This window comes from Ktedonospora formicarum (assembly GCF_016587355.1).
Classification (GTDB): Bacteria; Chloroflexota; Ktedonobacteria; order Ktedonobacterales; family Ktedonobacteraceae; genus Ktedonobacter; species Ktedonobacter formicarum.
In genome coordinates this window covers 3,506,932-3,532,287 of the sequence record NZ_BNJF01000001.1, presented here as the reverse complement: position 1 = coordinate 3,532,287, position 25,356 = coordinate 3,506,932, and the positions used below count along the sequence as shown (strand labels likewise).

General features: G+C 53.9%; 20 protein-coding genes and 1 pseudogene. 6 read left to right on the top strand and 15 right to left on the bottom strand.

Features of this window, described 5'->3' with window-relative positions; translation table 11 throughout:
- Window positions 1–61 precede the first annotated feature (61 nt).
- The gene (locus K3T82_RS15175; RefSeq protein ID WP_220194281.1) at window positions 62–1,483 is read left to right on the top strand and encodes a tetratricopeptide repeat protein; all 1,422 of its coding nucleotides are present in this window, start codon (window positions 62–64) and stop codon (window positions 1,481–1,483) included.
- Window positions 1,484–1,871: 388 nt separating this feature from the next.
- On the opposite strand, the gene K3T82_RS15170 is transcribed toward K3T82_RS15175, so the two are convergent.
- Both K3T82_RS15170 and K3T82_RS15165 read right to left on the bottom strand, forming a co-directional pair.
- The gene (locus K3T82_RS15170) at window positions 1,872–2,540 is read right to left on the bottom strand and encodes a hypothetical protein (protein ID WP_220194280.1); all 669 of its coding nucleotides are present in this window, start codon (window positions 2,538–2,540) and stop codon (window positions 1,872–1,874) included.
- On the bottom strand, window positions 2,530–3,267 hold the full coding sequence (locus K3T82_RS15165; RefSeq protein WP_236031304.1) for a site-specific integrase: 738 nt from the start codon (window positions 3,265–3,267) through the stop codon (window positions 2,530–2,532). Before K3T82_RS15165 ends, K3T82_RS15170 begins: the two co-directional genes overlap by 11 nt.
- Before the next feature lie 570 nt (window positions 3,268–3,837).
- Between K3T82_RS15165 and K3T82_RS15160 the strand changes: the two genes are divergently transcribed.
- Together K3T82_RS15160 and ilvD are read left to right on the top strand one after the other, a co-directional pair.
- Window positions 3,838–4,653: a helix-turn-helix domain-containing protein gene (locus tag K3T82_RS15160; RefSeq protein ID WP_220194278.1), complete on the top strand. Its 816-nt coding sequence runs from the start codon at window positions 3,838–3,840 to the stop codon at window positions 4,651–4,653.
- Window positions 4,654–4,917: 264 nt separating this feature from the next.
- Window positions 4,918–6,624: a dihydroxy-acid dehydratase gene (gene ilvD, locus K3T82_RS15155; RefSeq protein WP_220194277.1), complete on the top strand. Its 1,707-nt coding sequence runs from the start codon at window positions 4,918–4,920 to the stop codon at window positions 6,622–6,624.
- A gap of 89 nt (window positions 6,625–6,713) precedes the next feature.
- On the opposite strand, the gene K3T82_RS15150 is transcribed toward ilvD, so the two are convergent.
- Together K3T82_RS15150 and K3T82_RS15145 are read right to left on the bottom strand one after the other, a co-directional pair.
- A complete protein-coding gene (locus K3T82_RS15150; RefSeq protein WP_220194276.1) occupies window positions 6,714–7,262 on the bottom strand; it encodes an SRPBCC family protein in 549 nt (182 codons plus the stop codon).
- A gap of 231 nt (window positions 7,263–7,493) precedes the next feature.
- Window positions 7,494–7,691 carry a hypothetical protein gene (locus K3T82_RS15145; protein WP_220194275.1) on the bottom strand — a complete coding sequence of 66 codons (198 nt, stop codon included), beginning with the start codon at window positions 7,689–7,691 and terminating at the stop codon, window positions 7,494–7,496.
- Between the two features lie 526 nt (window positions 7,692–8,217).
- Between K3T82_RS15145 and K3T82_RS15140 the strand changes: the two genes are divergently transcribed.
- Window positions 8,218–9,897: a serine/threonine protein kinase gene (locus K3T82_RS15140; protein WP_220194274.1), complete on the top strand. Its 1,680-nt coding sequence runs from the start codon at window positions 8,218–8,220 to the stop codon at window positions 9,895–9,897.
- 50 nt (window positions 9,898–9,947) lie between these two features.
- On the opposite strand, the gene K3T82_RS15135 is transcribed toward K3T82_RS15140, so the two are convergent.
- The 11 genes and pseudogenes from K3T82_RS15135 to lysW all read right to left on the bottom strand — a co-directional run bounded on the left by K3T82_RS15135 (window position 9,948) and on the right by lysW (window position 20,469).
- Window positions 9,948–10,874 (bottom strand): MBL fold metallo-hydrolase, encoded by a 927-nt coding sequence (locus K3T82_RS15135; protein ID WP_220194273.1) that lies wholly within the window; start codon window positions 10,872–10,874, stop codon window positions 9,948–9,950.
- 204 nt (window positions 10,875–11,078) lie between these two features.
- Window positions 11,079–12,161, bottom strand: coding sequence for an isocitrate/isopropylmalate family dehydrogenase (locus tag K3T82_RS15130; RefSeq protein ID WP_220194272.1), 1,083 nt, complete (start codon window positions 12,159–12,161; stop codon window positions 11,079–11,081).
- On the bottom strand, window positions 12,158–12,646 hold the full coding sequence (locus K3T82_RS15125) for a 3-isopropylmalate dehydratase small subunit (protein WP_220194271.1): 489 nt from the start codon (window positions 12,644–12,646) through the stop codon (window positions 12,158–12,160). The genes K3T82_RS15130 and K3T82_RS15125 overlap by 4 nt, the downstream gene beginning before the upstream one ends.
- 68 nt (window positions 12,647–12,714) lie before the next feature.
- Window positions 12,715–13,968 carry a 3-isopropylmalate dehydratase large subunit gene (locus tag K3T82_RS15120; RefSeq protein ID WP_220194270.1) on the bottom strand — a complete coding sequence of 418 codons (1,254 nt, stop codon included), beginning with the start codon at window positions 13,966–13,968 and terminating at the stop codon, window positions 12,715–12,717.
- Complete coding sequence (locus K3T82_RS15115; RefSeq protein WP_220194269.1) at window positions 13,956–15,125, bottom strand: LeuA family protein; 1,170 nt, start codon at window positions 15,123–15,125, stop codon at window positions 13,956–13,958. Before K3T82_RS15115 ends, K3T82_RS15120 begins: the two co-directional genes overlap by 13 nt.
- Window positions 15,126–15,127: 2 nt before the next feature.
- A complete protein-coding gene (locus K3T82_RS15110; RefSeq protein WP_268886661.1) occupies window positions 15,128–16,252 on the bottom strand; it encodes a [LysW]-lysine hydrolase in 1,125 nt (374 codons plus the stop codon).
- A gap of 75 nt (window positions 16,253–16,327) precedes the next feature.
- Window positions 16,328–17,460 (bottom strand): annotated as a pseudogene (locus K3T82_RS15105) (aspartate aminotransferase family protein); the annotation flags it as partial.
- A 5-nt stretch (window positions 17,461–17,465) separates the two neighbouring features.
- Window positions 17,466–18,290 (bottom strand): [LysW]-aminoadipate kinase, encoded by an 825-nt coding sequence (locus tag K3T82_RS15100; RefSeq protein WP_220194266.1) that lies wholly within the window; start codon window positions 18,288–18,290, stop codon window positions 17,466–17,468.
- Between the two features lie 23 nt (window positions 18,291–18,313).
- Window positions 18,314–19,384 carry an N-acetyl-gamma-glutamyl-phosphate reductase gene (gene argC, locus K3T82_RS15095; protein ID WP_220194265.1) on the bottom strand — a complete coding sequence of 357 codons (1,071 nt, stop codon included), beginning with the start codon at window positions 19,382–19,384 and terminating at the stop codon, window positions 18,314–18,316.
- Complete coding sequence (gene lysX, locus K3T82_RS15090) at window positions 19,381–20,250, bottom strand: lysine biosynthesis protein LysX (protein WP_220194264.1); 870 nt, start codon at window positions 20,248–20,250, stop codon at window positions 19,381–19,383. The genes argC and lysX overlap by 4 nt, the downstream gene beginning before the upstream one ends.
- 36 nt (window positions 20,251–20,286) lie before the next feature.
- Window positions 20,287–20,469, bottom strand: coding sequence for a lysine biosynthesis protein LysW (gene lysW / locus K3T82_RS15085; protein WP_220194263.1), 183 nt, complete (start codon window positions 20,467–20,469; stop codon window positions 20,287–20,289).
- Between the two features lie 1,529 nt (window positions 20,470–21,998).
- Here lysW and K3T82_RS15080 point away from each other — a divergent pair.
- Both K3T82_RS15080 and K3T82_RS15075 read left to right on the top strand, forming a co-directional pair.
- Complete coding sequence (locus K3T82_RS15080) at window positions 21,999–23,606, top strand: ABC-F family ATP-binding cassette domain-containing protein (protein ID WP_220194262.1); 1,608 nt, start codon at window positions 21,999–22,001, stop codon at window positions 23,604–23,606.
- Between the two features lie 150 nt (window positions 23,607–23,756).
- Window positions 23,757–24,989: a cytochrome P450 gene (locus tag K3T82_RS15075; RefSeq protein WP_220194261.1), complete on the top strand. Its 1,233-nt coding sequence runs from the start codon at window positions 23,757–23,759 to the stop codon at window positions 24,987–24,989.
- Window positions 24,990–25,356 lie beyond the last annotated feature (367 nt).

The following is a 25,356-nucleotide window of genomic DNA, read 5'->3' as shown; positions in this document are numbered from 1 at the left end:
ATAAGAAGGAAGAGAAGGATTCTCATACGCCGCGTTGGTAGATAGAAGGGGAATTCGCAGCATGACCGACACGCATGACCTCGACCGCTTCAATCTGTTTCAACAGATCATTGAATGGCTCAACAGCAATCAGCAAGATCACCATGAAGGACGCTATTACCTCGAAAAGCATTTACCTCTAACTGAAAGTCTACACGATCAGGAGCTAGAAAATTTGGTGCGCAGGCATGCAGCGGAGCACCTGGACCTGGCACAAGATCTGGAACTGCACCTCCAACTTTTACGCGAAGTACATAGGCGAGGAGGGACGCGTCAGGCAATTCGTGACGCCTACGTCAATCACTATGGGGGTCTGGCCCTTGATACTCCTGACTGGCTCAATGTAATGCGCGAGCAAATCAAGCGCTTGAACGAGCTCAACCGCCCGGAACGCACGCGCAAACGCCGCATTGAGATTCTACGCGAGGCACAGCAGAGGACAATGGGCAGCACCAAAGTGCGCTCCGAAATCGGAGCGGAGCTTCGTAACGAGCTTGGTGACCTACTTATCACGGGAGCTCTGTATCCCACCCAGGCACTTCAGACAAAAGCGCTGGAAGAATGTATTGAACTCCATAAACAGACCCTCCGAACCTATACCTGCACACGCTATCCCCTGCAACATGCCCGAACACAAACACTTCTTGGCAATGCCTACTTACAGTATGGACAACATGGCACACTCAAGATGTTCGAGCAGGCTATCAACGCCTTTGAAGGAGCTTTGCGCGTCTATACACCAGAGAGCCACCTGGAAAAATGGCTCAATGTTCAGACACTGATAGGACAAGCGTTTCTCAAGCGCCCCAAAGGGAAACCAGCCCATAACATTGAGCAAGCTATTGCCTATCAGCAGGCAGCGCTCTCTCACGTTACAGCGGAAACGAATCGTGAACTGATTGCTCTGGTCCATGTCCACCTGGGAGACTGCTATTACGCCCGTCTTGAGGGGATACATACGGAGAATCTCCAGCTCGCCAAGGACTGTTATCGGCAGGCGCTCCACACCTTCACTCCCGATGATGCTCCAGAAGAATGGGCGGCAACTCACATACGGCTCGCGGCGATCTTCCAGGCATTGCCCTACCAGAGCGAACAGCAACATGATCGTAATCTGCACTGCGCGATTGTCTGCTATGAGGAGGCACTACGCACCTACCATGCCGATGTGTATATGATCGAGAACGCTACCACACAGGTCAGTCTGGGCTATACACATAAACAACGCTTACAGGGTGACCGACAACGGAATCTGCAACAGGCTTCGCGTTGCTTCCGCAGCGCTTTGCGCATTTTCACCAGCAGCGCATTCCCCGCTCACTATCGCCAGACGCTCCTGAGTCTGGCGGAGTCTGAGCGCCTACGCAAAGAAGTCATTCAGCAAGATCAGGGTAACAACCCCCTAGAGAACGTGCTCCCTAGCCCTCCTGGCCTACGCTCTTGAAGCTTGTAGTATAATAGGGCCGAGTCCTGAGATATAGAAAATGAGCATAAGAAAAACCGCTCTACAAGCAGTTCTATATCTCAGGACACCCGTACAATCCACAGTTTACATTATTCGTTACATCATTTCCCCTTCTCCCCTCCTCACCCAGGCAAAGAATTTTTGCCCACCCCTAGCAGTAACTATAAAACTTTGGTTGACTGTTTTCTGCCATGCTCATATGCTCATTATCGAAAAACTTCACTTATCTCATAAATCGCTTGATAGCTATAAAAAGGCTGGTCGTCTTTCCCTCTTTCCACCTTTCTTTAATAATTGAAAAAGTGCTATACTAAATGCTAGTGTAGCGCTCGTCTCATGTTTGTCGCCTTTGATGAAAAGCGCTGACTCACAATGCGAGCTTTGAACGGGTTTCGCGGTTACCGTCCGCGAAGGTTCGTGCTACGCTAGCATGTCCAATTCGGAGACAACCACGGGAGAACTCGTGAACTACGCAGACCGCGACAAGGCTTATTCCGCTGGCAGGACAGCTGGGGAGGAGGACGCCCGACAGGACACCGAGTTCTTCGCCCAGGTCGTCAGGGAGGCCAGGGAGTTCGCCCTCCAGGGCATCAGGCAGCTCCCGACATCCATCCCGCCGGTAATCAAGGCGCGGGGCAGCAGGGCCAGCACCACCATCGCTCCGGCTGTCAAGGCGGTGAACCCCGAGCAGTTCTCGACGGAGTTCAAGAGGGTGCATGGCCAGGACCTCCAACAGTGGCTGGAGAAGCAGATGCGGTACGAACTGCTGAAGCATCAGAGCGCCCAGCACGTGGAGCGTCATCGGAACACACTGTCCAATAGGCTGCCCAGTGACAAGCCGTACTGGGACGCCTTCGGTTCGATGCACCTCGCGGGCTACATCGAGACCTTCGACAAGATGGGGTTCTCCCTGACGGGGTTCTCTCTCTGAACGAGGCAAGGCAGGCGTAGCCAGGCCGACGCGCGTGGGTGGGCCGTGCTCCGAGAGGAGTGCGGCTCGCCCGCTGCGCTCCTCAAATTCCCCACTATGGCGCATCCTCTTCAGTACCCAATCCCTCCATTTCGTCCTCTTGCTTAAACACCAGTCCCATTTTATCGACAATCTCTTTTTGCATTGATGGCAGTACATGTGAGTAGGTATCCATAGTAGTAGAAATCTTGCTATGCCCTAACAAGTTCTGCACAATCTTAGGATGTACACCCATTGCCAGGAGTAGAGTAGCAGCACTATGACGTAAATCATGAAACCTGATCCTGGGCAGTTGTGCCTTCTCTAGTAGCTTATGAAACATGGTAACCATGTGCTCAGGCATCCAGTACCCACCATGTATATTGCAGAAGACCAAGTTCATGTCAGTCCAGCTGGGAGACTTCCCCCGTCTCTCATCTTGCAAGCTCCTATGTTTTTTAAGGGCCTCTATGGCAAAATCAGTTAGCATGATCTTACGTCTACTCGTTTTTGTCTTTGGCTCACTGATCACAAAACCATGTTTCCGTATGTAACCTAAAGATCGCCTCACCTGCAAGGTCTTATGCTTAAAGTCTATATCATCCCATCGCAGCCCTAGAAGTTCACCCCTTCTCATCGCAGTTGTGAGAGCCAGTATAAGCAATGTTTCTAACCTGGTGCCTCGCGCAGCTTCAACCAATTTGTTCGCCTCTTCGCGAGTCAAAGCACGTTGCTCTACTTGACTGACTCTAGGCAGGGAAGCTAAGGTTGTTACATTTTGTGAAACAAGTCCCCAAAGTATGGCATTGTCCATAGCTAAATGCAGGATGCCATGAATGAAGACTATCGTACTGGGTGCTAGTATCATCTGCTACTTCCATCACTGACCGCTGGTGCTGGTCAGCTGGCGACAGGTTCGCGCCGATAGCTAGCTATTCGTTTGTACGAGATAGAGATTTTCCGGCATTCCGAGCGTTCCTTGACCTCGCTGGTGAACTAAGCGGCTTGCACTTCAACACATGCCAGCCGGATTCACCGTCGCGCCCATTCTCCCGCTTACGCAAGAGGTTCGTACCGCCTTAACTCAAGAGTTCGTCTCTTCTGAACTCGCCTGCCTCTATCCCCCCCACTCTTCCACCTCACCGCGAATTTTGTTTTCACCGCCAAAACCGTGAAAACCGTAATCACTGATCCAAGAATAGCACGGCAAATTTGCAAAGTCAATGAAAACCGTGGAAACCGTGAAAATGTTCACACAATTTTAACATCCGTTGTTCTTGGATAACTTAGAAATTCCGTCTACTATGTAAATACCGTCAATTTCGAGCTATAATAAGGGGCAGGAAGGACGATATTCTAACTACATTGCCGAAAGTGAGGTCATATGCAGACAGCAAAGATTAAGGATCTGTACTACACAGCGGGCGAGGCGCGTAAAGTGCTAGACCTATCTGATGACAAGTTTCAATACTGGGTGAAGGCAGGACGTATAGAGAAAGTTCTGTTACCAGGAAGGAAACAGTATCTTTATCCCAAACAGAGCGTAGACAAGCTTGCCAGAAGAATTGAAGCAGCTATTATCGCCGATGTACCAGAAGGCTTGATATACAGAAAAGCCGCAATCGAGGATTTAGAAGAGGAATTCAGGCTATCATACCTTATCTTTGGGAAAGCTGCCCATACAGTAGCCACTCGTAGAAATTTCTTAGAGCATAACCCGGATGTTGATTATCACCTTTATGACCACAATGACTTGGTAGCCTTCATCAACATCATTCCCTTTAAGCAAGAAGCTATTCAAAGCTTCATGCAAGGGCAACTAAGAGGCAAAGATCTTGATGTTAGAGATATAGAACCTTTTGTTCCAGGGCAACCGCTAGAGTGCATCGTTATGGAAATGGCAACTACCCCAACTGTACCGCCTGCTCGCAGAACTTTGTATGGGACCCAGCTTCTTATGGGACTATCGGAAACCTTTAGGGAGTGGGGAGAACAGGGCATCATTGTCACCAAACTTCATGGTACAAGCTCCACCCCCACAGGTATCCGTATTATGCAGAGCGCAGGCTTTAAAGTGGTAGAGCAACTTGGAATTGACCGTGGTAGTGAGCGGCTAGCCTTTGAGTTAGATATAGTCAAGTCTGATGCAAAAATTCTTAAAGGCTATCACGAAGCGCTGAAAAATCGCAGAAGCCATTAAACAGAAAAGACAATGCATCGCCATGACCACATGAAGGCAAAATGATGTACATCAGTTTTACATCAGAAACGATGCACATCAGTTCACAGAAGTATACAAGAAGAGGTATTATGAATGCATCTACCAAGCTTGACTAAGCCGCCAATCCCACTTCTTTACAGCTTGGAGTATAATAGGGCCAAATACCTCCAAAAGTAAGACGCGCGGATTCGCGCGTCTTAGCACTTTTCATTTCCATTATTTATGAAAGGATGCGTTGCCAGCATGTCAGAGACCGAGAAACCTACCCCATCCACCTCGCTGAAGCTCAATAGCCGCAGCGAGGCCATTACCAGCGGTGAGGTGCGCGCTCCCAACCGCTCGATGCTGCGTGCCGTTGGCTTCACTGATGAGGACTTCAATAAGCCAATGATTGGTATTGCAAGTACATGGGCTGAGATCACTCCTTGCAACTCCCATATCAACCGCCTCGCCGAGAAAGTCAAAGAAGGCGTGCGCGTTGGTGGAGGTGCTCCCCAAATCTTCGGGACCATTACCATCAGTGATGGTATATCGATGGGGACCGAGGGCATGAAATTCTCCCTTCCCAGCCGCGAGGTGATCGCTGACTCCATCGAACTTGTTAGCAACGCACAGCGCTTTGATGGTGTCATCGCGCTTGGCGGCTGCGATAAAAATATGCCTGGTTGTCTGATGGCACTCGCGCGTCTCGACATTCCGAGCATCTTTGTTTATGGTGGCACCATTCTCCCCGGTACCTGTCGCGGACATGATGTCGATATCGTCAGTGTCTTTGAGGCGGTTGGCAAATACAGTAATGGACTGATCAGCAAAGAGGAATTGAAGGAGATTGAGTGTAGCGCGATCCCTGGCGCGGGCTCATGTGGTGGCATGTATACCGCGAACACGATGGCATCCTCGATTGAGGCCCTGGGTATGTCACTCCCTGGCAGTTCCTCCGCGCCTGCCGTAACCGCACGCAAGGCGTTAGACTGCTATGAGGCAGGTCAGGCCGTGGTGCGCCTGATCGAACGCCAGATCACGCCACGTCAGATCATGACCAAAGCGGCCTTCGAGAACGCGATTACCCTGGTCATGGCACTGGGTGGCTCAACTAACGCGGTGCTCCACCTGATCGCTATCGCGCGCCAGATGGATCTCCCCTTGAGTATCGACGATTTTACGCGTATTGGCAAACGCGTGCCACACCTGGCAGACCTCAAGCCAGGCGGGCGCTTCGCGATGGCCGATCTCGACCGCGTGGGCGGCGTTCAAGCTGTACTCAAGTACCTGCTCAAGGCAGGACTCATCAACGGCGACACCCTCACAGTTACAGGCAAAACACTAGCTGAGAACCTGGAGAACGCTCCCGATCTTGCCGAGGGGCAGGAGATCGTGATGCCCCTGGAGAAGCCGCTGCATCCCAGTGGTCCTCTGGTTATCCTCAAAGGCAACCTGGCTCCAGAAGGCGCAGTCTGCAAAATCGCTGGTCTCAAGACAACAACCCATCGTGGTCCAGCAAAGGTTTTCAACTCCGAAGAGGACACCTTTGACGCAATCATGAACCACAGGATTACACACGGAGACGTGGTGGTCATTCGCTATGAAGGACCCAAGGGTGGGCCCGGTATGCGTGAGATGCTGGCAGTAACCTCGGCACTGGTTGGTCAGGGCTATGGCGAGACCGTGGGCCTGATTACCGATGGTCGCTTCTCTGGTGGCACGCATGGCATGGTGGTTGGACATATCGCGCCTGAGGCTCAGGTTGGTGGTCCTATCGCTATCGTGCGCGATGGCGATATCATCACCATTGACGCACCTAATAACAGCCTGACCATTGATCTCAGTGACGAAGAGATCGCTGAGCGCTTCAAGGGTTGGCAAGCGCCCGCGCCTCGCTACAAATCGGGGGTCATCTCTAAGTATGCCAAACTGGTGGCATCGGCTTCCGAAGGAGCGATTACCCAATAAGTCAAACCCCGTACGGATGGAAATTCAGGGGGCCTTCGTGGCCCCCTGGATATGGGATGCCTTTATATCTACCCCATTTTTAAGAGGATTTACTTCGTGCGACGACGACTGATGAGAAAGCCAATGATGACACCTGCGGCTAACAAGGGAATATAGAGGTCTTTGGAGAGACGCGTCTTGAGCGCGGGCTTCTCTTCACCCGTAAGGCGAGCGTTCAGCAGGTCGAGCACATTGTCATAGATATTACGCAGGCCCATGGGTGCAAAGGTTCGCTCGAAGAAACCACCAACACCGCTACCACCAGTCCACTCGCTAGCAACCCCAACACGTGTCCGCGAACCTCCATTCTCCGGAGAAAGGGTCCAGGTAATTACAAATGAGGAGCCGAAGTCACGTTCACGAATAACCCTGCCCTTGATAACCTCCTCAACTCCTAGACGATAGTCACGCTCACGTTGGGCAGCATGCAGGCGATACTGTACAACTGTTCCCGCGCCATGTCCCCCCTTCTCCACGGTATAATTGTGAAAATTCTCTGGCAAGAACTGTTGTCTCTGATTATAATCGCTCAGGACAGCATAAACTTCTGAGGGGCTGGCATTGATAATGCGCTCATTGGTGACGATGATCTGACTCATAACACAAACCTTCCGATCTGCTTCTATCTTTATGGTTAAGTTCTTTTGCTATCATAGGAGAAGGGTAGACCCCTTCTCCTATGATAGCATCGAGTGTGAAGAGTCTGAAGGCGCACGGCTAGAAGATATACAAAAGCGACAGAAGATCCAGACCAGCCGCCCATTCACCACGAAATAGTCACCCCTGGATGCTCTGTCGCGTCCAATACGCATGTACAATGCTTGAAATTACTATCGCTCATTCCACTTATGAGCATAGACAACGAGTGAATCGGGGAGCGCGATCTTCACCCAATCCTCGAAATTGAATGGCTGTCCTTTGTCGAACTGCTGTGTATCTTCACCAGCCATGAGAGTATGCTCTTGCATATCATTGCATGTGGGGATATACATGAAGAAATCTTCCTGCGCAAATACTTGGTGACTCATAGCTAGCATAATCCTTTCTCTCTATAGCTTCATCAAGCTTCTCTTGATAGTTTTAGTATAGCAAGGGATTGTAAATAAACGATGAATATAGTATTAGGAATGAATCAGAATATCAGGGTAGTCCTTAAAGGGGCATAAGCGTTGCCTCCACTACTCATCTATTCTGACGCGACCCCGCAAAAGCGGTAATAATCATGGAGAGAATGCCCCCATAGGGCTTCTTAGCAATATATTCCTACTCCCACTCGACAATTTTACTTGGTCTATTTACTAGCCCCATATCTCTCGCATCGCAGTCCCAGACAAACTTGAGCCAGTCTGCTCAACCTGATAGCAATCCTGAAACGCTCTACATCTTTTAGACAATGACACTTATTCTACGTCTTTACCTATGAGAGGGAGAAATACTATTCCACATTTACTTACTGTAGAGAGAATTCGTGTATAAGGGAGATAGCTCACACGTGTAGAGTAGCAAATGAGGATACAGAGGAATGTGGAAGCATGACTCTGGGAGGTGGGTGCAATGATAACAGATGATGAATTATTAGGTACCATACTTGGTAACTACTACATAACAAAGCGTTTGGGGCATGGTGGGATGAGTGTCATCTATTCCGCGAAGACTTTGCAGAAACCAACTCGCTCGGTCGCGATCAAGGTACTGCGACCATCTAAGCGTAATGATGGGGAGGACTTCACAAACTTTCTAGAGCGCTTTCGGCGTGAAGCAAAGATTATTGCTCGGCTTGACCACCCTCATATCGTGCCCATTTATGACTATGGCGAAGAACGGCATCTAGCCTATATCGTTATGCGTCATGAGGAGAGTAGCCTGGATAGGATACTCAATACCAAGGGACGCCTCACGCTACGCGAGACCAACAACTACTTGCGCCAGATCAGCGAAGCGCTGGACTATGCTCATGACGTGGGAATTATCCATCGCGATCTCAAACCTAGCAACATCCTGCTAACGGAAGAGAACGACGTCGAACTGGCGGACTTTGGTATTTCGCGCATCCGTATGAGCAATGATCCTTACGATCAGGTAACACTCACACGCTATGGGATGGTGCTGGGAACACCTGCCTATATGGCCCCTGAGATGTTCCGCACGCGCAACTTCGACGCGAGCATCGATATCTATGCACTTGGCATTATCCTCTATGAGATGCTCAGTGGGGACATTCCCTTTAAAGAGGCGAACGTCGACCTGATGGAGCAGCATATGCATATGCCGCTACCTTCGCTACACGAACAGAACCATAACATCCCTGGCGCGGTCGATCAGGTATTGCGCAAGGCGGCGGCCAAACGCCCAGAAGATCGCTATAAAAGCGCGCGAGAACTGGCACGGGCGTTCCAGCAGGCTATCCAGCCAGGCTCTCGTAGCGCTTCCCCCAGTGGAACACGCCAATATTATTATGGCTCACGCTCCTCAGATCAGCATAACGCAGTGCGCGCTCAGAGGCCACATCATATCAACGCAGAGCCTACGCCACCATTGGTACGAGAATACTCCTCGCGCCAACCATCAGCGCGCTCGGAACCTGTGAGTAACCGGGGAGCTAGCCGCCCTCCCCATGCCGCTTCATCACGTCCCGGCAATTCGCGCCCACCACACGCGGTAAGCGTACGCCGAGAGCCCGTCTCGCAGCCCGGCAGGCGCGGACAAGCAAATACACACAAACCACGCACGCAGCCCCGGCGTGGTGGCTGGGGCTGGTTAGTAGCGGCTCTCATTGCTGGTCTATTGTTGACGCTATTCCTGGTTTATGCCAATCATCCTTCTGGTTCTCCTCGGGTACCGGACACCACGCCAATCACTCAGGGCTCTCCTGTGGTGACGCCTCTAGCTGCCCCTACTGCGACAGAGGCTGAAAGCGCCTATAATCGCTACAACCAGGACATTAATCAAAGGCGCTTTAAGCAAGCTTATCAGATGCTTGGACCACATAAGATGCGGACGCTCACACTGGAACAGTTTACCACTGGCTACGCGAATACGGTGCAGCAAAGTATTCGCTTCAAGGAGGTGAAACAGCTAGAGAACAAGAACCAGTTCCATGTCGAGGTTATCATCAGCGCAACTGAGAAGGGAAACTTCCAGCATACCTACGACTGGCAAGGGACACTGACTCGCCTGAGCAATGGCTCCTGGCAGATTGATGACTATACGCAGAAGTTAGTAACAAGCCTATAGCGGCGGGCCAGGTCGATTGGGATGGCTCTGCGCAGGCTAAAGCTCTGCGCCTACATATGCTGCTCACTTAACCAGTGGAGGATATGGCGACAGTTCTGATCATGAACCCAGCGGTAAAAGTGTTCATCCTCGATAGGCCCCTCTAGTGCTGCGACCGCCTCCTCAAATGAGTAGTCCAGCAGGGCCGAGGCATTTTTGAGTTCGGAATCGCTAGTCTGATATACTCCATCGCTCAAGAGGTTGCGAGCACGTCGCTCGATCTCGCGGAAGTAAGCTAGATTGTGGGCGAGAATAGAAGGACTATTGCGCTTACCATGTCCAGTGAGGACGCGTTCTGGACCAAGAGCATGCATACGCTCAAGAGAGTTTAGCATCTGTGGCGCGGCCTGAGCGCTTTCCAGGGAAGGTAAAGGAAATTCAGCCGCGTCAAAGGCCAGCAGCAGGCGGATCTCAGGTATCCAGAGGGCAATCTGATCACGCTGGTGCCCCGGCGTGTGCAAGAGCTGCAGTGTTAGGTCCCCACCCTCAATGGTCATCTGGTCATGAAAGGTAATAGTAGGCTGCTTAAGCACGACCTGCTGGAAGCAATCGAAGCGTCCCCGGTAATCATCAAGACCTTTCTGAGCCTCCAAAGTAAGCATACGCTCGCGGCAGAAGGCATGAGCGAGTATGGGCGCAACTTCATCCCCCTGGAAGTAGCAATTGCCCCAGGCATGATCCCAGTCGGCATGGCTGTTCACGACCAGCACCTGCCGCTTCCCTACCAGCCCCTTCATCTCCTGCATAAGGGAACGCATATCTTCTGGGCAGAGCAGAGTATCGCAGATGACAAGGTAATCGCGCGTCACAATGACATACGCATCCACCTCCATCAAGTCCTTCTCCTCGCTCTCGGCGAAGGCAGAGCGAAAGACGCGCACACGCGAATCGCCACTAAAGGCTTCATCTATCACTTCAAATTGCTTACGATAAGGCATATATTTTGTCTATCCTCCTGGATCAGAATTCAGGGCATTCCAGTTTCCGCGCAAGCAAGAACCGGTCCGCTTCGCGGACCTTAGGAGGTGAGGGAAAGTGTGCAAAAAAATGGAGCACGCTCCATTTTTTTGCACACTTTCCCTCACCTCTGAGCACTATAGACATTAGTATATACCGTTAGCGTCAATCCTCAGTACTCATGGCTAGAGATAGCTTTGAACAGCGGTAATAAAGTCGCTGGTGCTGGCATTGCCTCCCTGGTCTACGGGGAGGATATGACCATCGCTGTAGACGCGGGCAAGAGCATGCTCAAGCCTTTGAGCCTGCTCGCGATAGCCATAGCGAGTGAGAAGCATAGCCCCGGAGAGCAGCATAGCGGTTGGATTAATGATGCCCTTTCCGGCAATGTCAGGCGCGGAACCGTGGACAGGCTCAAAGTAGGCATAGTCCGAACCATAGCAGGCGCTAGGCGAGAGACCAAGCCCACCAATGGAGCCACTGGCGACATCGGCGAGGATATCACCATGCTCATTGCCCAATACTACCACGTCCAGCGTCTCGGGCGCGGCGATCATCCTGCGGCCCAGGTCATCGATCAGAAACTCCTGATAGCTCAATTCAGGATGCTCGCGCACAGTTTCGCGCACGATCTCACGAAAGCGACCATCCGTACGAGGAAGGATGGAATACTTGGCTCCAAGCGTGACTCGCCCAGGATAGCCATCGGCAAGGCGCTGTAAGGCCAGATCACACGCGTACGCCGCCACCCGACGCGCCTGGGTGTCCGTGCTGACACGTACGGCATATGCGCCAGTCTCGGCAACAGGTGGAGCCTGCCACCAGGAAGCACTACTGGCGAGGGTTCCTATTTCGGCCAGCGCGCCCTCACGTGGTGGATACATCCCCTCCAAGTTATCGCGCACAATCACATAGTCGATACGCTCAGGGTAGCGCATGGGGCTTTGATAGCCGGGTAACCAACGCACCGGGCGAATATTCACATAGGTCTGCTTCCCCCAGCGCAGATACCAGAGGACCGGGCGACTGGGACCGCCACTCGCGCCAAAGAGCGTACAATCGGCGGCATCTATCGCTGCTCGCGTTTCGGCGGGAAAGGGATCGCCATAGACCTCCTGGGCCTCGCGTCCGCTCACGGCTTGCGTAAAGTGTATCGCTGGTGCCAGATCACGCAGGAGAGAGACGGCAGGTAAGACCACCTCGGGAGCCGCGTCATCTCCCGCGACAACGCAGACTTCCAGGTGTGATCGCTTCTGTACATCACTCATCTCAGGGTTCCCTGTTGCTGGATATAGTTGATAATGCCATGGGCTGCCACAATACGCGCCACGAAGGGGTCGAGTGGTTCGGCCCGGAAGCGCTGGCCCGTGGTCAGGTTGGTAATGATACCGCTTTTGAGATCGACATCCATCTGCTGACCATCCTCACTCCCCTGCACAGCCTCCTCGCAGATCAACACCGGCAGGCCAATGTTGACAGCGTTACGGTAAAAGATGCGCGCGAAGCTACGAGCGATGACGACCTTGACGCCATTCGCCAGAATGGAGGTTGGCGCGTGCTCACGCGAGGAGCCGCAACCGAAGTTGTGCCCGGCAAGCATAACATCACCCTCCTGCACCTCTTCAGAGAACTGCGGCAGGACCTCATAGAGGCAGTAGCGCGCCAATTGCGCATGATCGGTCGTCACATTATAGCGTCCAGGGATAATCACGTCAGTGTTGATATTATCGCCCAATTTCCAGATACGCCCCATTATCTATACTCATCCTTTCAAAGGTAGAAGAAACTCACAAATGGCTTTCAAAAACACATCACGTCGCTTTATTGGAGGAACTCGCGGGGGTCGGTTATATGACCAGTGAGAGCAGTTGCCGCTACGGTAGCGGGGCTGCCCAGGAAAATTTCGGCGGTGGGATCACCCATGCGCCCGGTGAAATTGCGATTCATCGTCGTGAGGGCACGCTCGCCCGGAGCCAGGACGCCAAAGTGGCGACCGATGCAGGGTCCACAGCCGGGCGTTCCCACGGAGGCACCCGCCTCAACGAAGGTATCGATATAGCCGAGGCGCATGGCCTCGCGGTAGACTTCGCGCGAGGCCGGAATAACGACCATGCGTAGTTCAGGGCTAATCGTACGCCCACGCAGGATAGAGGCGGCTATGGCGAGGTCATCGAGGCGACCATTGGTGCAGGTACCGAGGAAGACCTGATCGATCTTGACATCCTCGACTTCGCGCACAGAGACAACATTGTTGACATCAGGCGGGCAAGCAATCTGAGGCTCCAGACGCGAGGCATCAATCTCGAAGACGCGCTCATAGTGTGGATTGCACGGAGCCAGCATGGGATAATCTTTGTCGGTACGCCCGCGCAGCCACTCACGCGTGGTCTCGTCCGGCGCGACCAGTCCAGCCTTGCCGCCCATCTCAATCGCCATATTGCAGAAAGTAAAGCGCTCACTGATCGACATGCGCTCGACAAGGTCGCCAGTATACTCGATGGCGCGGTAGTTCGCGCCGTCAACGCCAACCTGGCGCACCATCTCAAGCGTCACATCTTTGGCATAGACCCCCTCTGGCAGTTCGCCCGTCAGACGGACATTGATGGTCGTGGGAACGCGAAACCAGGAGCGCCCGGTGGCATAGGCCACACCAATATCGGTTGAGCCCATGCCAGTTCCAAAGGCTCCCAACGCACCATAGGTACAGGAATGGCTGTCAGCGCCTACAATAATTGAGCCAGGGGTGACAAAGCCTTTCTCAGGCATGACCTGATGGCAAATACCTTCCTGCAGAATAGTAATGTCCTGCTCACGTGCGAACGAGCGTACGTCACGCTGAAGGGTGGCAGCGGCGATAGTGGCGGCGGGGATGATATGGTCAAAGACGACATGCGCGCGGTCAGAATTGAAGACGCGGCCACCAGTGACCGGGGCCAGTTTACGGAAAGCCTGGATCGCCAGAGGTGAGGTCGTATCGTGGCTCATGACATGATCGACTTCAACGACGACGGTCTCGCCCTGCTCCACGGGGCGGCCCAACTTGTAGCTAAAGATCTCCTCGACTAATGTTCCCATATAAGATGTTCCTCCTCTGATGATGTGGTCTGTGTGTGATTCCAGGCGCGAATAAACGCGTCCACTTCCTCTTGATTCATGGCCCCTTGCTCGGCATGCGCCTTAAGGGCTGCGGTCAGATCAGCGAGGGCCTCTCCTCCCAGGTTCAACCCAAGCTCGACGGCGCGATGTCCGACGGCATAGCGCCCGGTATAGCGCGACCCCACGTCCACGCTACGGACCAGGCCAAAATCCAAGGGATTGAGGATCTCGTAGGCACGTGGGTTGCGCAAAACAGCTTTAGTATGGATACCCGCGCGATGCGTAAAGGCTCCGGGCGCGGTGATGGGATTATTAAAAGGTATCGCCACATTCAGACTCTGCGCAACGTATTGATCCAGTAGTGGCAGGCGGGTCAGATCGTACGAAGGTAGGAGTTCGGGATAGTGAATATACATTTGCGCGAGCAGTCCGCTCAGAGAGGCGATGCCGTTACGCTCACCAATTCCCAGAACGGTGACATCCAGGCAATCAGCCCCACCTTCCAGAGCCGCAACCGTGTTGGCAATGGCGCACCCCGTATCGTTATGTCCATGAAACTCGATGCCAACACCAGGATAGCGCTCAGCGCAGAGCCGAATCATGCGCTCGACCTCGCGCGGCGTCGCGACCCCAACCGTATCCGGCAGACCGATACGCTGGGCTCCCGCTTCAACCGCAGCGTCGAAAACGGTAAGCAGATCAATGAGGTCGCTACGAAAGGCATCCTCTGCCGAGAAGCGTACATAGCGCCCCTCGGCTCGGACACGCTTGATGAGGGGGACGGCATCAGTGATGATCTGCTCAATGCGCCGCCCATGACTGAATGAGCGCAACTCGGTCGAGGTGCCGTAGAAAAGATTGAGGCCATACACTGGCGTCTCAAGCGCGGCCAGTACATCAGCTTCGGCGCAGCGCACATGCGCGACCAGCTTCGCGCGCGTGCCAAGTGCGCAGAGATCCTCCACAGCCTGGCGTGTATCCGGCGAGGCGATAGGCGAAGGTAGTTCGATCATAGGTACGCCTACGGCGTCCAGCAGGCTCACGATGGAACGGCGTTGCTCAGCGCTGAAGTAAGCCCCGGCAAACTGCTCGCCCTCGCGAAGCGTTGAATCGAGTAGTTGTATCTCTCTTCTCATGGTTATCCATTCCACCTCCGCAATACCTGCTCAAGCACCCCGATAGCGTGATGATACTCGGCAATGGAGATATGCTCATTGGGAGTATGATCCAGGCTTGAATCGCCGGGACCATAGGCGACGATATTCTCACCCCAGACGGGGCCTACGACGTTCATATCAGATGTGCCAGTTTTGTACTTGAAGAGAGGGGTATACCCGTCCTCGCGTAGCACCCGCCCAAAGGCACGCGCCAGAGGCGTTGCACGCGACCCCTGATAGGCAAGTTCTTCGCCCGAGAAATGAAGCTGAACGTCCTCGCTCTGAGCCCAGGTTTCAAGCTGTTCGCGTAGACCATCAATATCGAAGCGCGGCGGGAGGCGATAGCCAATGAGTAAGGTCGCTTGATCGTCCATGCCATTCTGGACGCTACTCATGCTTCTCAAAGAGGGTAGCAGGGAAGCAAAGGGCGAACCATTGGCCTGCTCGGCATTCCACTGCTCAGCATGGGCACGTACACGCTCCCAGAATGAGACCGCGATTTCATTGCTACTCCGCTCGGGTCCCGCGCTATGCGCGGAGTCGCGCTCGACGCGGCACTCTACCAGCAAGCGCCCCTTGTAGCCAATGGTCACGGCTCCACTTCCGCTTGGCTCGCCAATCACACAGGCCGCAGGTCGATAGCGCTCAACAACGGCTCGCGCCCCTTTGGAGGTCGCGGACTCTTCCTCAACTGCTCCAATGACCAGCACTGGTGTCTCAGGTGTCTCATTCCGCTGGAGGCGAGCCGCAGCACAGAGGAAGGCCGCGAGCGGTCCCTTGGCATCGACTGCACCACGCCCATAGAGCAGACCATCCTCGAAGCGGACGGGAATGTTACCCGGCACAGTATCCATATGTCCGAGCAGAACAATTGGCGCTTGCGCACCCAACTCTTCATGTGTGCAAGCGACAAAGTTGCCCACTTCATCGACGTGGGCATAAAGCCCCCGTTGGTGCGCCTGCTCTACCAGATAGTGAGCCAGGGCGCTCTCGCGGCGTGAGAGGCTGGGAATGGTGAGCATATTATGGAGTAGCGCGACCTCGGGATCTGCCAGTAGCTGCTCGGATGCTTCCTCGCTTGTGGTAAGCTCATGCGCCTCGCTCATGGCACGGCTCCCTTCAAGCACCTCTTCCAGAGCGTCCAGCACGCGTTCGAGTTGCTCATGACTGATGATGAGTGGGGGGAGCAAGCGCAGGACATTGGGACCAGCCGGAAGGGCCAGGATACCGCGCTCGATCAGGGCTTCAAGGTAAGGCTGGGCTCGACGCTTGAGCTCGATACCAATCAGCAGGCCGCTTCCACGTACCTCACGCACAAGGGGCGAGCGCATACCACGCAGGCGACCAATAACATAGGCTCCGAGACGAGCCGCACGGTCAGGCAGGTTCTCACGCTCAAGGATATCCAGCGTAGCAAGCGCAGCGGCACAAGCCAGGGATTACCACCGAAGGTACTGCCATGTACACCCCGACTGATGCGACCGCTTTCTATGACGCGCCTTCCCAGACCAATAGCGCCCATTGGTACACCGCCACCCAGCGACTTCGCCATACAGAGAATGTCGGGTTGAAGATCATATTGCTCACAAGCGAAGAGTCGCCCGGTCCGACCAAATCCGGTCTGTACTTCATCAACAATCAACAACGCGCCGCGCTCACGACAGAGGCGCGCCACGCCCTCAACATATTCGCGTGTAGCAACATGCACGCCGCCTTCACCCTGCACAAGCTCGATGATAACTGCCGCTGTACGCTCGCTGATCGCAGCCTCCGCCGCTTCCAGGCTGTTATAGCGCATATGTGTAACATCTGGAAGCAGAGGAGCAAAAGGCTCACGATAATGTGGCTCCCAGGTCGCGGCAAGCGCTCCCATGCTACGCCCGTGAAAGCCGCGCATGGTGGCGATGATCTGTGTGCGCCCGGTCACCAGACGAGCGAACTTAAAGGCTCCCTCAATGGCTTCCGTACCACTATTGCAAAGGAAGAAGCGCTCAATGCCAGCCGGAGTCACCTGGGCCAGCCGAGCAAGCAGGCTTGCTCGGACGTCGTTATAGACAATCTCGGGGCAGGTAATCAGGCGTTGCGCCTGCGCTGAGAGCGCGGCGGCAATCTCGGAGCGACCATGCCCTATGTTCGCGACCCCGTGACCAGAGGCACAATCAATGTACTCATGTCCGTCCGCGTCCCAGAGGGTGGCCCCTTCACCCCGCACAATGGAGAGCTCACGCTTACCATACACCCCGCTGGTATACTGGCTCTCTTGTTCTCGAATAGCGTCCGCGAGTGAGACCCGCGCGACATCCGCTATAATCATATTGATTAGCTCCTTTCTACCGCGAGGTGGGTATGTTCGATATGCGTTCCCGCGCCGTTGAGCACAGTACGCAGGCTTTCATTTCCAATCAGGACGCGCTGTACACCCGCTACCAGGGCTTCCTGAGCACCCAGGATTTTCTTCCGCATGCGCCCCTGCGCGTATTCCATATAGTCCGCCAGCCGCTCGGCTGGAATACGAGGAATCAGCGACTCTGGATCGTTCGCGTCCTGGCGCAAGCCGCTCACATTGGTCATGATTACCAGTGTCTCCGCCTGAAGAGCCGCCGCGACCGCTGCCGCCGCACGGTCCCCATCCACATTCAGGCGCTCCCCCTCATGTCCAAGCGCCAGGGGAGCGACGACGGGGGTATATCCGGCATCGAGCAGTTGCCGCAATAAATCGCCGTTCACCTGCTCGATCAGCCCTGTATAGTCGTCACGAATGATCTGCACGCGTCCCTGAGGCGTGACGGAACGAATGGCAGTCTTGCGCCGGGCCTGCAGTAGACGTCCATCGACGCCAGCCAACCCCAACGCGTTTACCCCTTGCCCCTGAAGTGATGACACCAGATCAGTATTGATCTCGCCCGCGACCGCCAGGGCGAAGATGCGCAACATCTCGGCATCGGTATAGCGGCTGGTCATGCCGCCGGGTGAGGTGATAGTTCGTACCTCATGACCCAGGCGTTGCGCGAGCGTATTGGTCAGATCCGAGCCACCGTGCAGCAATACCACCTGCTGCCCCGCGCGTACCAGTTCCGCAATCTCGCTCAGGATAGAAGCGGTAGCGACACCTGCTCCGCCGCCGATCTTAATTACCAGCGTCATACTCTCTTCTCCTTCGCGAGCCGCTAGACAGGATGCAAGCCTGGGAAGCCCAGACCCAGCGTCTCATCCCAACCAAACATACAATTCATGGACTGGACAGCATTGCCAGCTGCGCCCTTCATCAGATTATCCAGAGCAGCCATCACAACTATGCGTCCTTGCTCTGCGTCCAGTTCAAAGCCCACATCGCAGAAGTTACTACCCGCCAGAATCTTTGGTTCGGGATAGCGATAGATGCCAGTGCGCTCCTTGATGATGCGCACAAAGGGTTCGCGCTGATAGGATTCGCGATAGACCCGCCAGAGCGTGCGCTCGTCGATGTTCTCTCTAACGAAGACATGTGCCGTCACCAGGATACCTCGCACTAATTCCACGGAAGTCGCGGAGAAGGCTACACGCTGAGACAGGCCCGCCGTTCCGTGCCCGGCAAGTAACCCAAGTTCTTGAATAAGTTCGGCGCTATGGCGGTGGCCCGTGGGCTGGAAGGAGCGTAACGCGCCGCTACGCTCAGGATGATGGCTACTACTTCCGGGCTTCGCGCCCCCCGCCGACGATCCAACCTTGGCCTCGACCACCAGTGGAACCTCGCTATCAACCAGGCCTGAGCGATAGAGGGGAGCCAAACCCAGGATCGCGGCGGTCGCCATACAACCTGTGCCACTCACAAGAGTAGCCTCCGCCAGTTCGGCACGATACAATTCGGGCATACCATAGACGGCCTCACTTAATAGTTCAGCACTACGATGTTCTTCACCATACCAGCGCTGGAAGAGTTGCGGATCACGCAAGCGGAAGTCAGCCGAGAGGTCGATTATACGTGGAGCAAGATAGCGATAACGCGTAAGAACATCCATAGACTCGCCATGATGCAAGCAGAGAAAAAGGATATCGCATGCCGTCAGGTCGTCTGGATGACAGAAACGCAATGTGCTTAGCCGACGCAGATTAGGATGAGCGCTATGTATGAATTGTCCGGCATGACTGTTTGAAGCTACCTGTGTCAGTTCAATCTCAGGATGAAAGAGTAGGAGGCGTGCCAGTTCACCACCGGTATAGCCTGAGCCACCCACAATCGCGGCGCGCATACGACTCATAGCAAGACCTCCTCACGCACGCCTGCACGCGCCAGTACATAATCGAGCATCTCGGAAGGGATATCGACACCTGTAGGAGCAATGCTATTGCGGAATTCCATCGTGGCATTGATCTCATTAACGAGGAATCCTCGCTGTTCATCTTCAAAGACATCCACCGCTAGAATGCCACCACCTACAGCCCGCGCGGCTCGCACACAGAGAGCATTCAGTTCTGGGGTCACCGGGCAATTGCTCGTCACAGCCCCACGCGCCGTATTGGTAACCCAATGCTCGCTCACGCGGTAGATGGCGCAAATGGTGCGCTCACCCACTACGAAGGCGCGTATATCGCGCTGCGGCTTGCGAATATGCTCCTGAATGTAATGAATCTGGTGCTGATAACCTCCTAGCGTCTCCTGATGCTCAAGCACAGCTTCAGCCGCGTCTCGATCATTGATACGTGCCAGGAGACGGCCCCAGGAGCCGCTTGTTGGCTTCAGTACAACCGGATAACCGAGCCTCTCAACTCCCTGTAGTGCGGTTGTTTCCTCGAAAGCCAACAAGGTGCGAGGCGTGGGAATACCAGCCTTCAGAAGAGCTAGCGTGGTCAGGAGCTTATCATTGCAGAGCGCAGTGACCTCCGCGGTGTTAACTGTGGGAATACCCCAGGCACCTAAGACCTGTAACACGGCCTGTCCGCGAGATTGACTCAAGCTCCGGCAGAAGACAGTATCATACTTGCGCCACTCCTCACCGCCTCGCGCCAGATCGAGTAATAATTCGCCATCATTGACTACATCAAAGTCTATGGCACGCTTATGCAAGGCCTCTATCAGCAGTTTCTCTTCCACACGAATGCGTGAAGCTAGTATCGCCAGCCGCATGCTTGATTACTCCTTCCCTTACGCTACCCGCCGAGGTTACTCGCCCCAGTCCTCCGCTACTTCGGGAGCCAGGCCGACTTCTGGCTGCTCTAGATTGAGCACTTCCAGTTCCGCGTTACAGTCAGGGCAATAAATGATTTCGCCCACCATTACGTCTCTCAACTCAACCTCTCCGGCACATTCTGGGCAACTAGCGATCTGTGTTGGATGGGAAATCATGGTTCTCACTCCTTACTCCTTATCCAAAAACCCGAGCGCGACAGCGACGTTGGTTTTCACATAAGACTTTAGCACTTATTCTAAGAACAACGCTTCAAAAGTATGTTAGCTCTTCACTGCTCAATAGATAGTAAATATCTCACCGGGACTTATATGTGTCCTCTCAAGAGAGCAGAGAGCAATAAAAAAAGCCCTTCATCCTTCTCTTAAAGGACGAAGAGCGCTCACCTGGATGTGAAACGGCTCCCGTGGTACCACCTTCTTTCGCTGCCATCTCTCGATGCCAGCCTTGCGGGGCAAACCTGACGGTTCTGCTCACTGCCCGTTCACGGGGGCCTCCGGTGAGATCTACTCTCACGCTCTTGCGTGATTTCTGCTCACAGCTTCGGGTCTTTTTCGCGGCTCTAGCATACGGGGTTCTCAGCGTATACCCGCTCTCTGTCTGCTCAGGTCGACCGTTACTCGTCCCATCGACGCCTATACGTTATTAAATTTTCGGTCCATATTCAGGATAACAAGACAAACAAAAAAGCCCTTCATCCTTCTCTAAAGGACGAAGAGCGCTCACCTGGATGTGAAACGGCTCCCGTGGTACCACCTTCTTTCGCTGCCATCTCTCGATGCCAGCCTTGCGGGGCAAACCTGACGGTTCTGCTCACTGCCCGTTCACGGGGGCCTCCGGTGAGATCTACTCTCGCGCTCTTGCGTGATTTCTGCTCACAGCTTCGGGTCTTTTTCGCGGTTCATCAACGTATGGGCATCTCACCAGCCGCCCACTCTCTGGACGTGACACTCAACCGTTACTCGTCCCATCATGGCTTTCTCTTTATTCGGTTCGGTAGTTTCGCACCACCGTTAAAAGTTATAACATGCTCCCCATCATACTGTCAAGGGTTATTTGCACGACTTTCCGCGATTTTGTGGAAAGTCGCTGCTCCCTCTCTTATGAGACAACCTTCGCGCCTCTGGCGCTCAAAGGGTCAGGGTATGGTGCAGGCAAAACTGGCGATGCCAGTTTTGCCTGCACCATACCCTGACCCGAAGGCCCACACAGTGGACGGCTTACTGGTTGACTTTTCGCAAAGTTGATGGTATCGTTAAAGAGATACCTCAACGTTAACCGATAGATTAGCACAAACAGAGATGAGAAAACTCTCATGCAAGGTTTACCTCTCACAATAATCATTGCCGCATGAGCGACCACGCCGGGCTTGTGCGGTAGGAAAGTGGCACGCGACGGTTGGCAGACCCCCTCAATATGATGCAGGGTGCTGTTTGGCTGTCATCTTCAATCTGGTCATAATCCAGTTTCTTTCCTCCCTTCTTGTTTACTCACTTCATGGTGTGCGTCGCCAGGCAGCGGAAATGCTTCTTGCTGTTTGTGTGCTTCGCGGTAGCATCAGCCATGCTTGAGAGACTTCCCCTGCCCCATCCTTACAGGCGGCCTCATCGTGCCTGAGCAAGCCTCTAATCACACTTTAACCAACATTATCATGCTGAAAGATACGCACAGGAGATAACATCAGTTTATGCTGCAAGTGAATCGTCTACAACTTTCCTATGGGGCACGCCTGATCCTCGACAATGTCTCTTTTACCGTCGCGCCCGGCGAGAAAGCAGGGCTGATCGGCGTTAATGGCGCGGGGAAAAGCTCGATGCTCAAGATCGTCGCCGGGCTAATGGAGTCCGACGGCGGCTCAGTTAGCCGCCCACGCACCTTTGGCTACCTCTCACAGGATATCGCGCATGAAGAGGGCACAGCCGAGCAGGGTACCGTACGCGACTTCGTCTTCAATAGCACAGGGCTCGACACGGCTGTTCAAGAATACGAAAGCCTTTCGCTACAGATCGCCAACGCCGACGGCAATGATCTGGAGGACCTACTCGAACACTTTGCTCAGGCTCAAGACTCCCTGGAACGCCTGGGGTACTACGAGGCTGACGCGCGCTGTGAAGAGCTGATCGCAGGTCTCAATATCGGTGGAATGACACTAGATCGAGCCGTGAGCACCCTGAGCGGCGGACAGAAAACCAAATTAGCCCTGGTACGCCTGCTCTTCCAATCACCTGAACTACTCCTGCTCGACGAGCCGACAAACTTTCTCGACGTCGAGGCAGCAGGCTGGCTCATGGAATTTCTACAGGATTATCGCGGAGCATTGCTCATCATCTCGCATGATCTGGATTTGTTGGATCGCAGCATTACTAAGATTCTGCGCCTCAACGAGTTCACGCATCAGCTTGAGGAGTATCGCGGCACCTATAGCAACTATCTCACACAGACAGGCGATGCTCAGGCCCTGCTTGAAAAAACTAAGAAGCAGCAGGAGCGCGAAATCTCGCGCCTGCGCAAGACCTCCGACCGCTTACGCCGCTTTGGTGCAACGCGCGTAAGCCAGCGCCGCTCTATTGATCGCCGCATCGCCGAGCTAGAATCCAGCCAGCCTGATCTACCGCAGGAGAGTCGACGCATTAAGATCGGCTTCCCCGTGCGCCAGCAGAGCAGCCAGCTTGTACTTATGGCGGAGCAGTTAAGCAAGAGCTATGGCAGCAAGGAGATCTTCAATAATATCAGTTTTGAGTTAGAGCGCGGACAACGCCTGGTCGTTGTCGGCCTCAACGGTGCAGGCAAAACCACCCTGCTGAAGACGCTCCTTGGCGTGACACCACTCAACAGTGGCGAGGTCATCATGGGTGATCGTGTCCACGTAGGCTACTACGCACAGGAGAACGAAGGTCTCGACTATGAGAATACCGTTCTCCATGAAGCAAGCGACATCCTACCGGACAACATCAAACGTGTTCGCAGCATCCTGGGGCGCTTCCTCTTCAATGGAGAGCGCGTCTTCCAGAAGATCAAGACACTCAGTGGTGGCGAGAAGACACGTCTGGCTCTGGCGAAGATGGTTCTCGACGGGCCCAATCTGCTCGTCCTTGACGAGCCCACAACTCACCTCGATGCCACATCGCGTAACATCGTCGGTGAGGCCCTGGGCGACTATAACGGCACGATCCTAACCGTGACGCACGATGTCGAGTTTGTGCGTAACCTCAAGCCAGATAGCCTGCTACTTATGCCAGAGGGGCGCATCGTTCACTACGACGCACGCTACGATGAACTGCTAGAACGCGCCTAATCCTTAAAGTACCATATCGCCGAGGGAGGTCAATCCCTCGGCCCCCCTTCCTGTCACAACACTCTGCCCTCTCATGCGTACATGCTAGAGGATATCCTCTTTCGTCATCTATTAGATATTTACGCAATGAAGCGAAAGGATGGACGAACCGTGTCAACACAGCATGAGAGCGGTCTCAGCCTATTGCAGGTCTCGCAGGAACGTTATCAGGACAACCCCTATCTCCTCTACCATCAGCTTCGAGAGCTTGATCCTGTCTATTGGGATGAACAGATTCAAGGTTGGGTTCTTACTCGCTACAAAGACGTCATCAAGACTCTGCGCGATCCTCATTTCTCCGCCGTGCGCTTTAATTTCAATGTAGACTGGCTACCACCTATGTTTCAGGAGGTGGTTCAGCCCACTATTTACGCGATCACGCGCCAGATGCTCTTCCTCGACCCACCCGATCACACACGTATCCGTAGCCTGACTGCTAGAGCCTTCACTCCCCGCGTTGTCGAATCCATGCGCAATGAAATTCAGCAACTCGTTGATCGATTGCTAGATCAGATGCAAGAGAAAGGGCAGGCCGATCTAATGGCGGACTTTGCCTATCCACTCCCAGCTATCGTCATTGCCCAGTTGCTTGGAGTACCACCAGAGGATCGCGAGCGCTTTATCCTCTGGGCGGGTGATCTGAGTATGCTCCTTGAGAGTACGAATATCACCGAGGATGATGCTATCCGCGCTCTCTACGGCATGCGTGAATTCACTGAGTACTTCCGCCAGCTTATCGCTCAGCGCGCGCAAGCACCACGTGATGACCTTCTTCAGGCTCTCATCAATGCGCATGAAGGACTGGATAAACTCAGTGAAGATGAGCTTCTAAGCAACTGCATGCTCCTGCTGGCAGCCGGACATGGCACAACAACACATCTGCTAAGCAATGGTTTCGTAGCTCTGGCACGCCATCCTGAGCAATTCGCCTGGCTCAAGGCTCACCCCGATCAGACCTCACTGGCAGTGATGGAACTCCTGCGCTATGATGGTCCCGTTCAGGCAACCTCGCGTCTCGCCACCTCAGATTTAGAGATCGGAGGCAAGCACATTCAGGCGGGCCAAAACGTGCTCATCTCTCTGGGGGCCGCCAGCCACGATCCCGAGCAGTTCGCCGATCCCGATGTCCTGCATCTCGACCGCAAGGAGAACCACCATATGGCCTTTGGACAGGGCATTCACTTTTGCCTGGGAGCGCCACTGGCACGCCTGGAAGCCGAGATTGCCTTCCGCGCCCTCTCTCAGCGCCTGAGCACAGCCTCCCTTGTCGACGAGCAGCATGTGCAGTGGTTTTCAGGCATGGTCTTCCGTGGCGTGAGCACATTGCCCATCACCTTTAACTGAGAGCAGTTTTATAAGCTGGAGATGGGCATACACACCCATTTCCAGCTTATAAAACTGTGCAATTATGAATTTCGCAGGCCACTTGATTTTGGCACAAAAATAGTGTACACTTGATGCTATCAATATGTAACCAGGAGAGTGCGAACTAGTGATAAACGCCTTCATGTAACCTTATCAACCACGTGGGATGCTCATATGGCTTTTCTGCCAGGCATTAGTATCACTCACGCGCGACTTTATTCGCCTGGGTGATCGTGTACACTTGGTGATATATGGTGAAGAAGGTTTTATTATAAAGGGCGCAAGAGACCTGGATACCTCAACTCTTCCCTATCCCTGCCTTTTATGACCCTTCTTCTCCATCTCA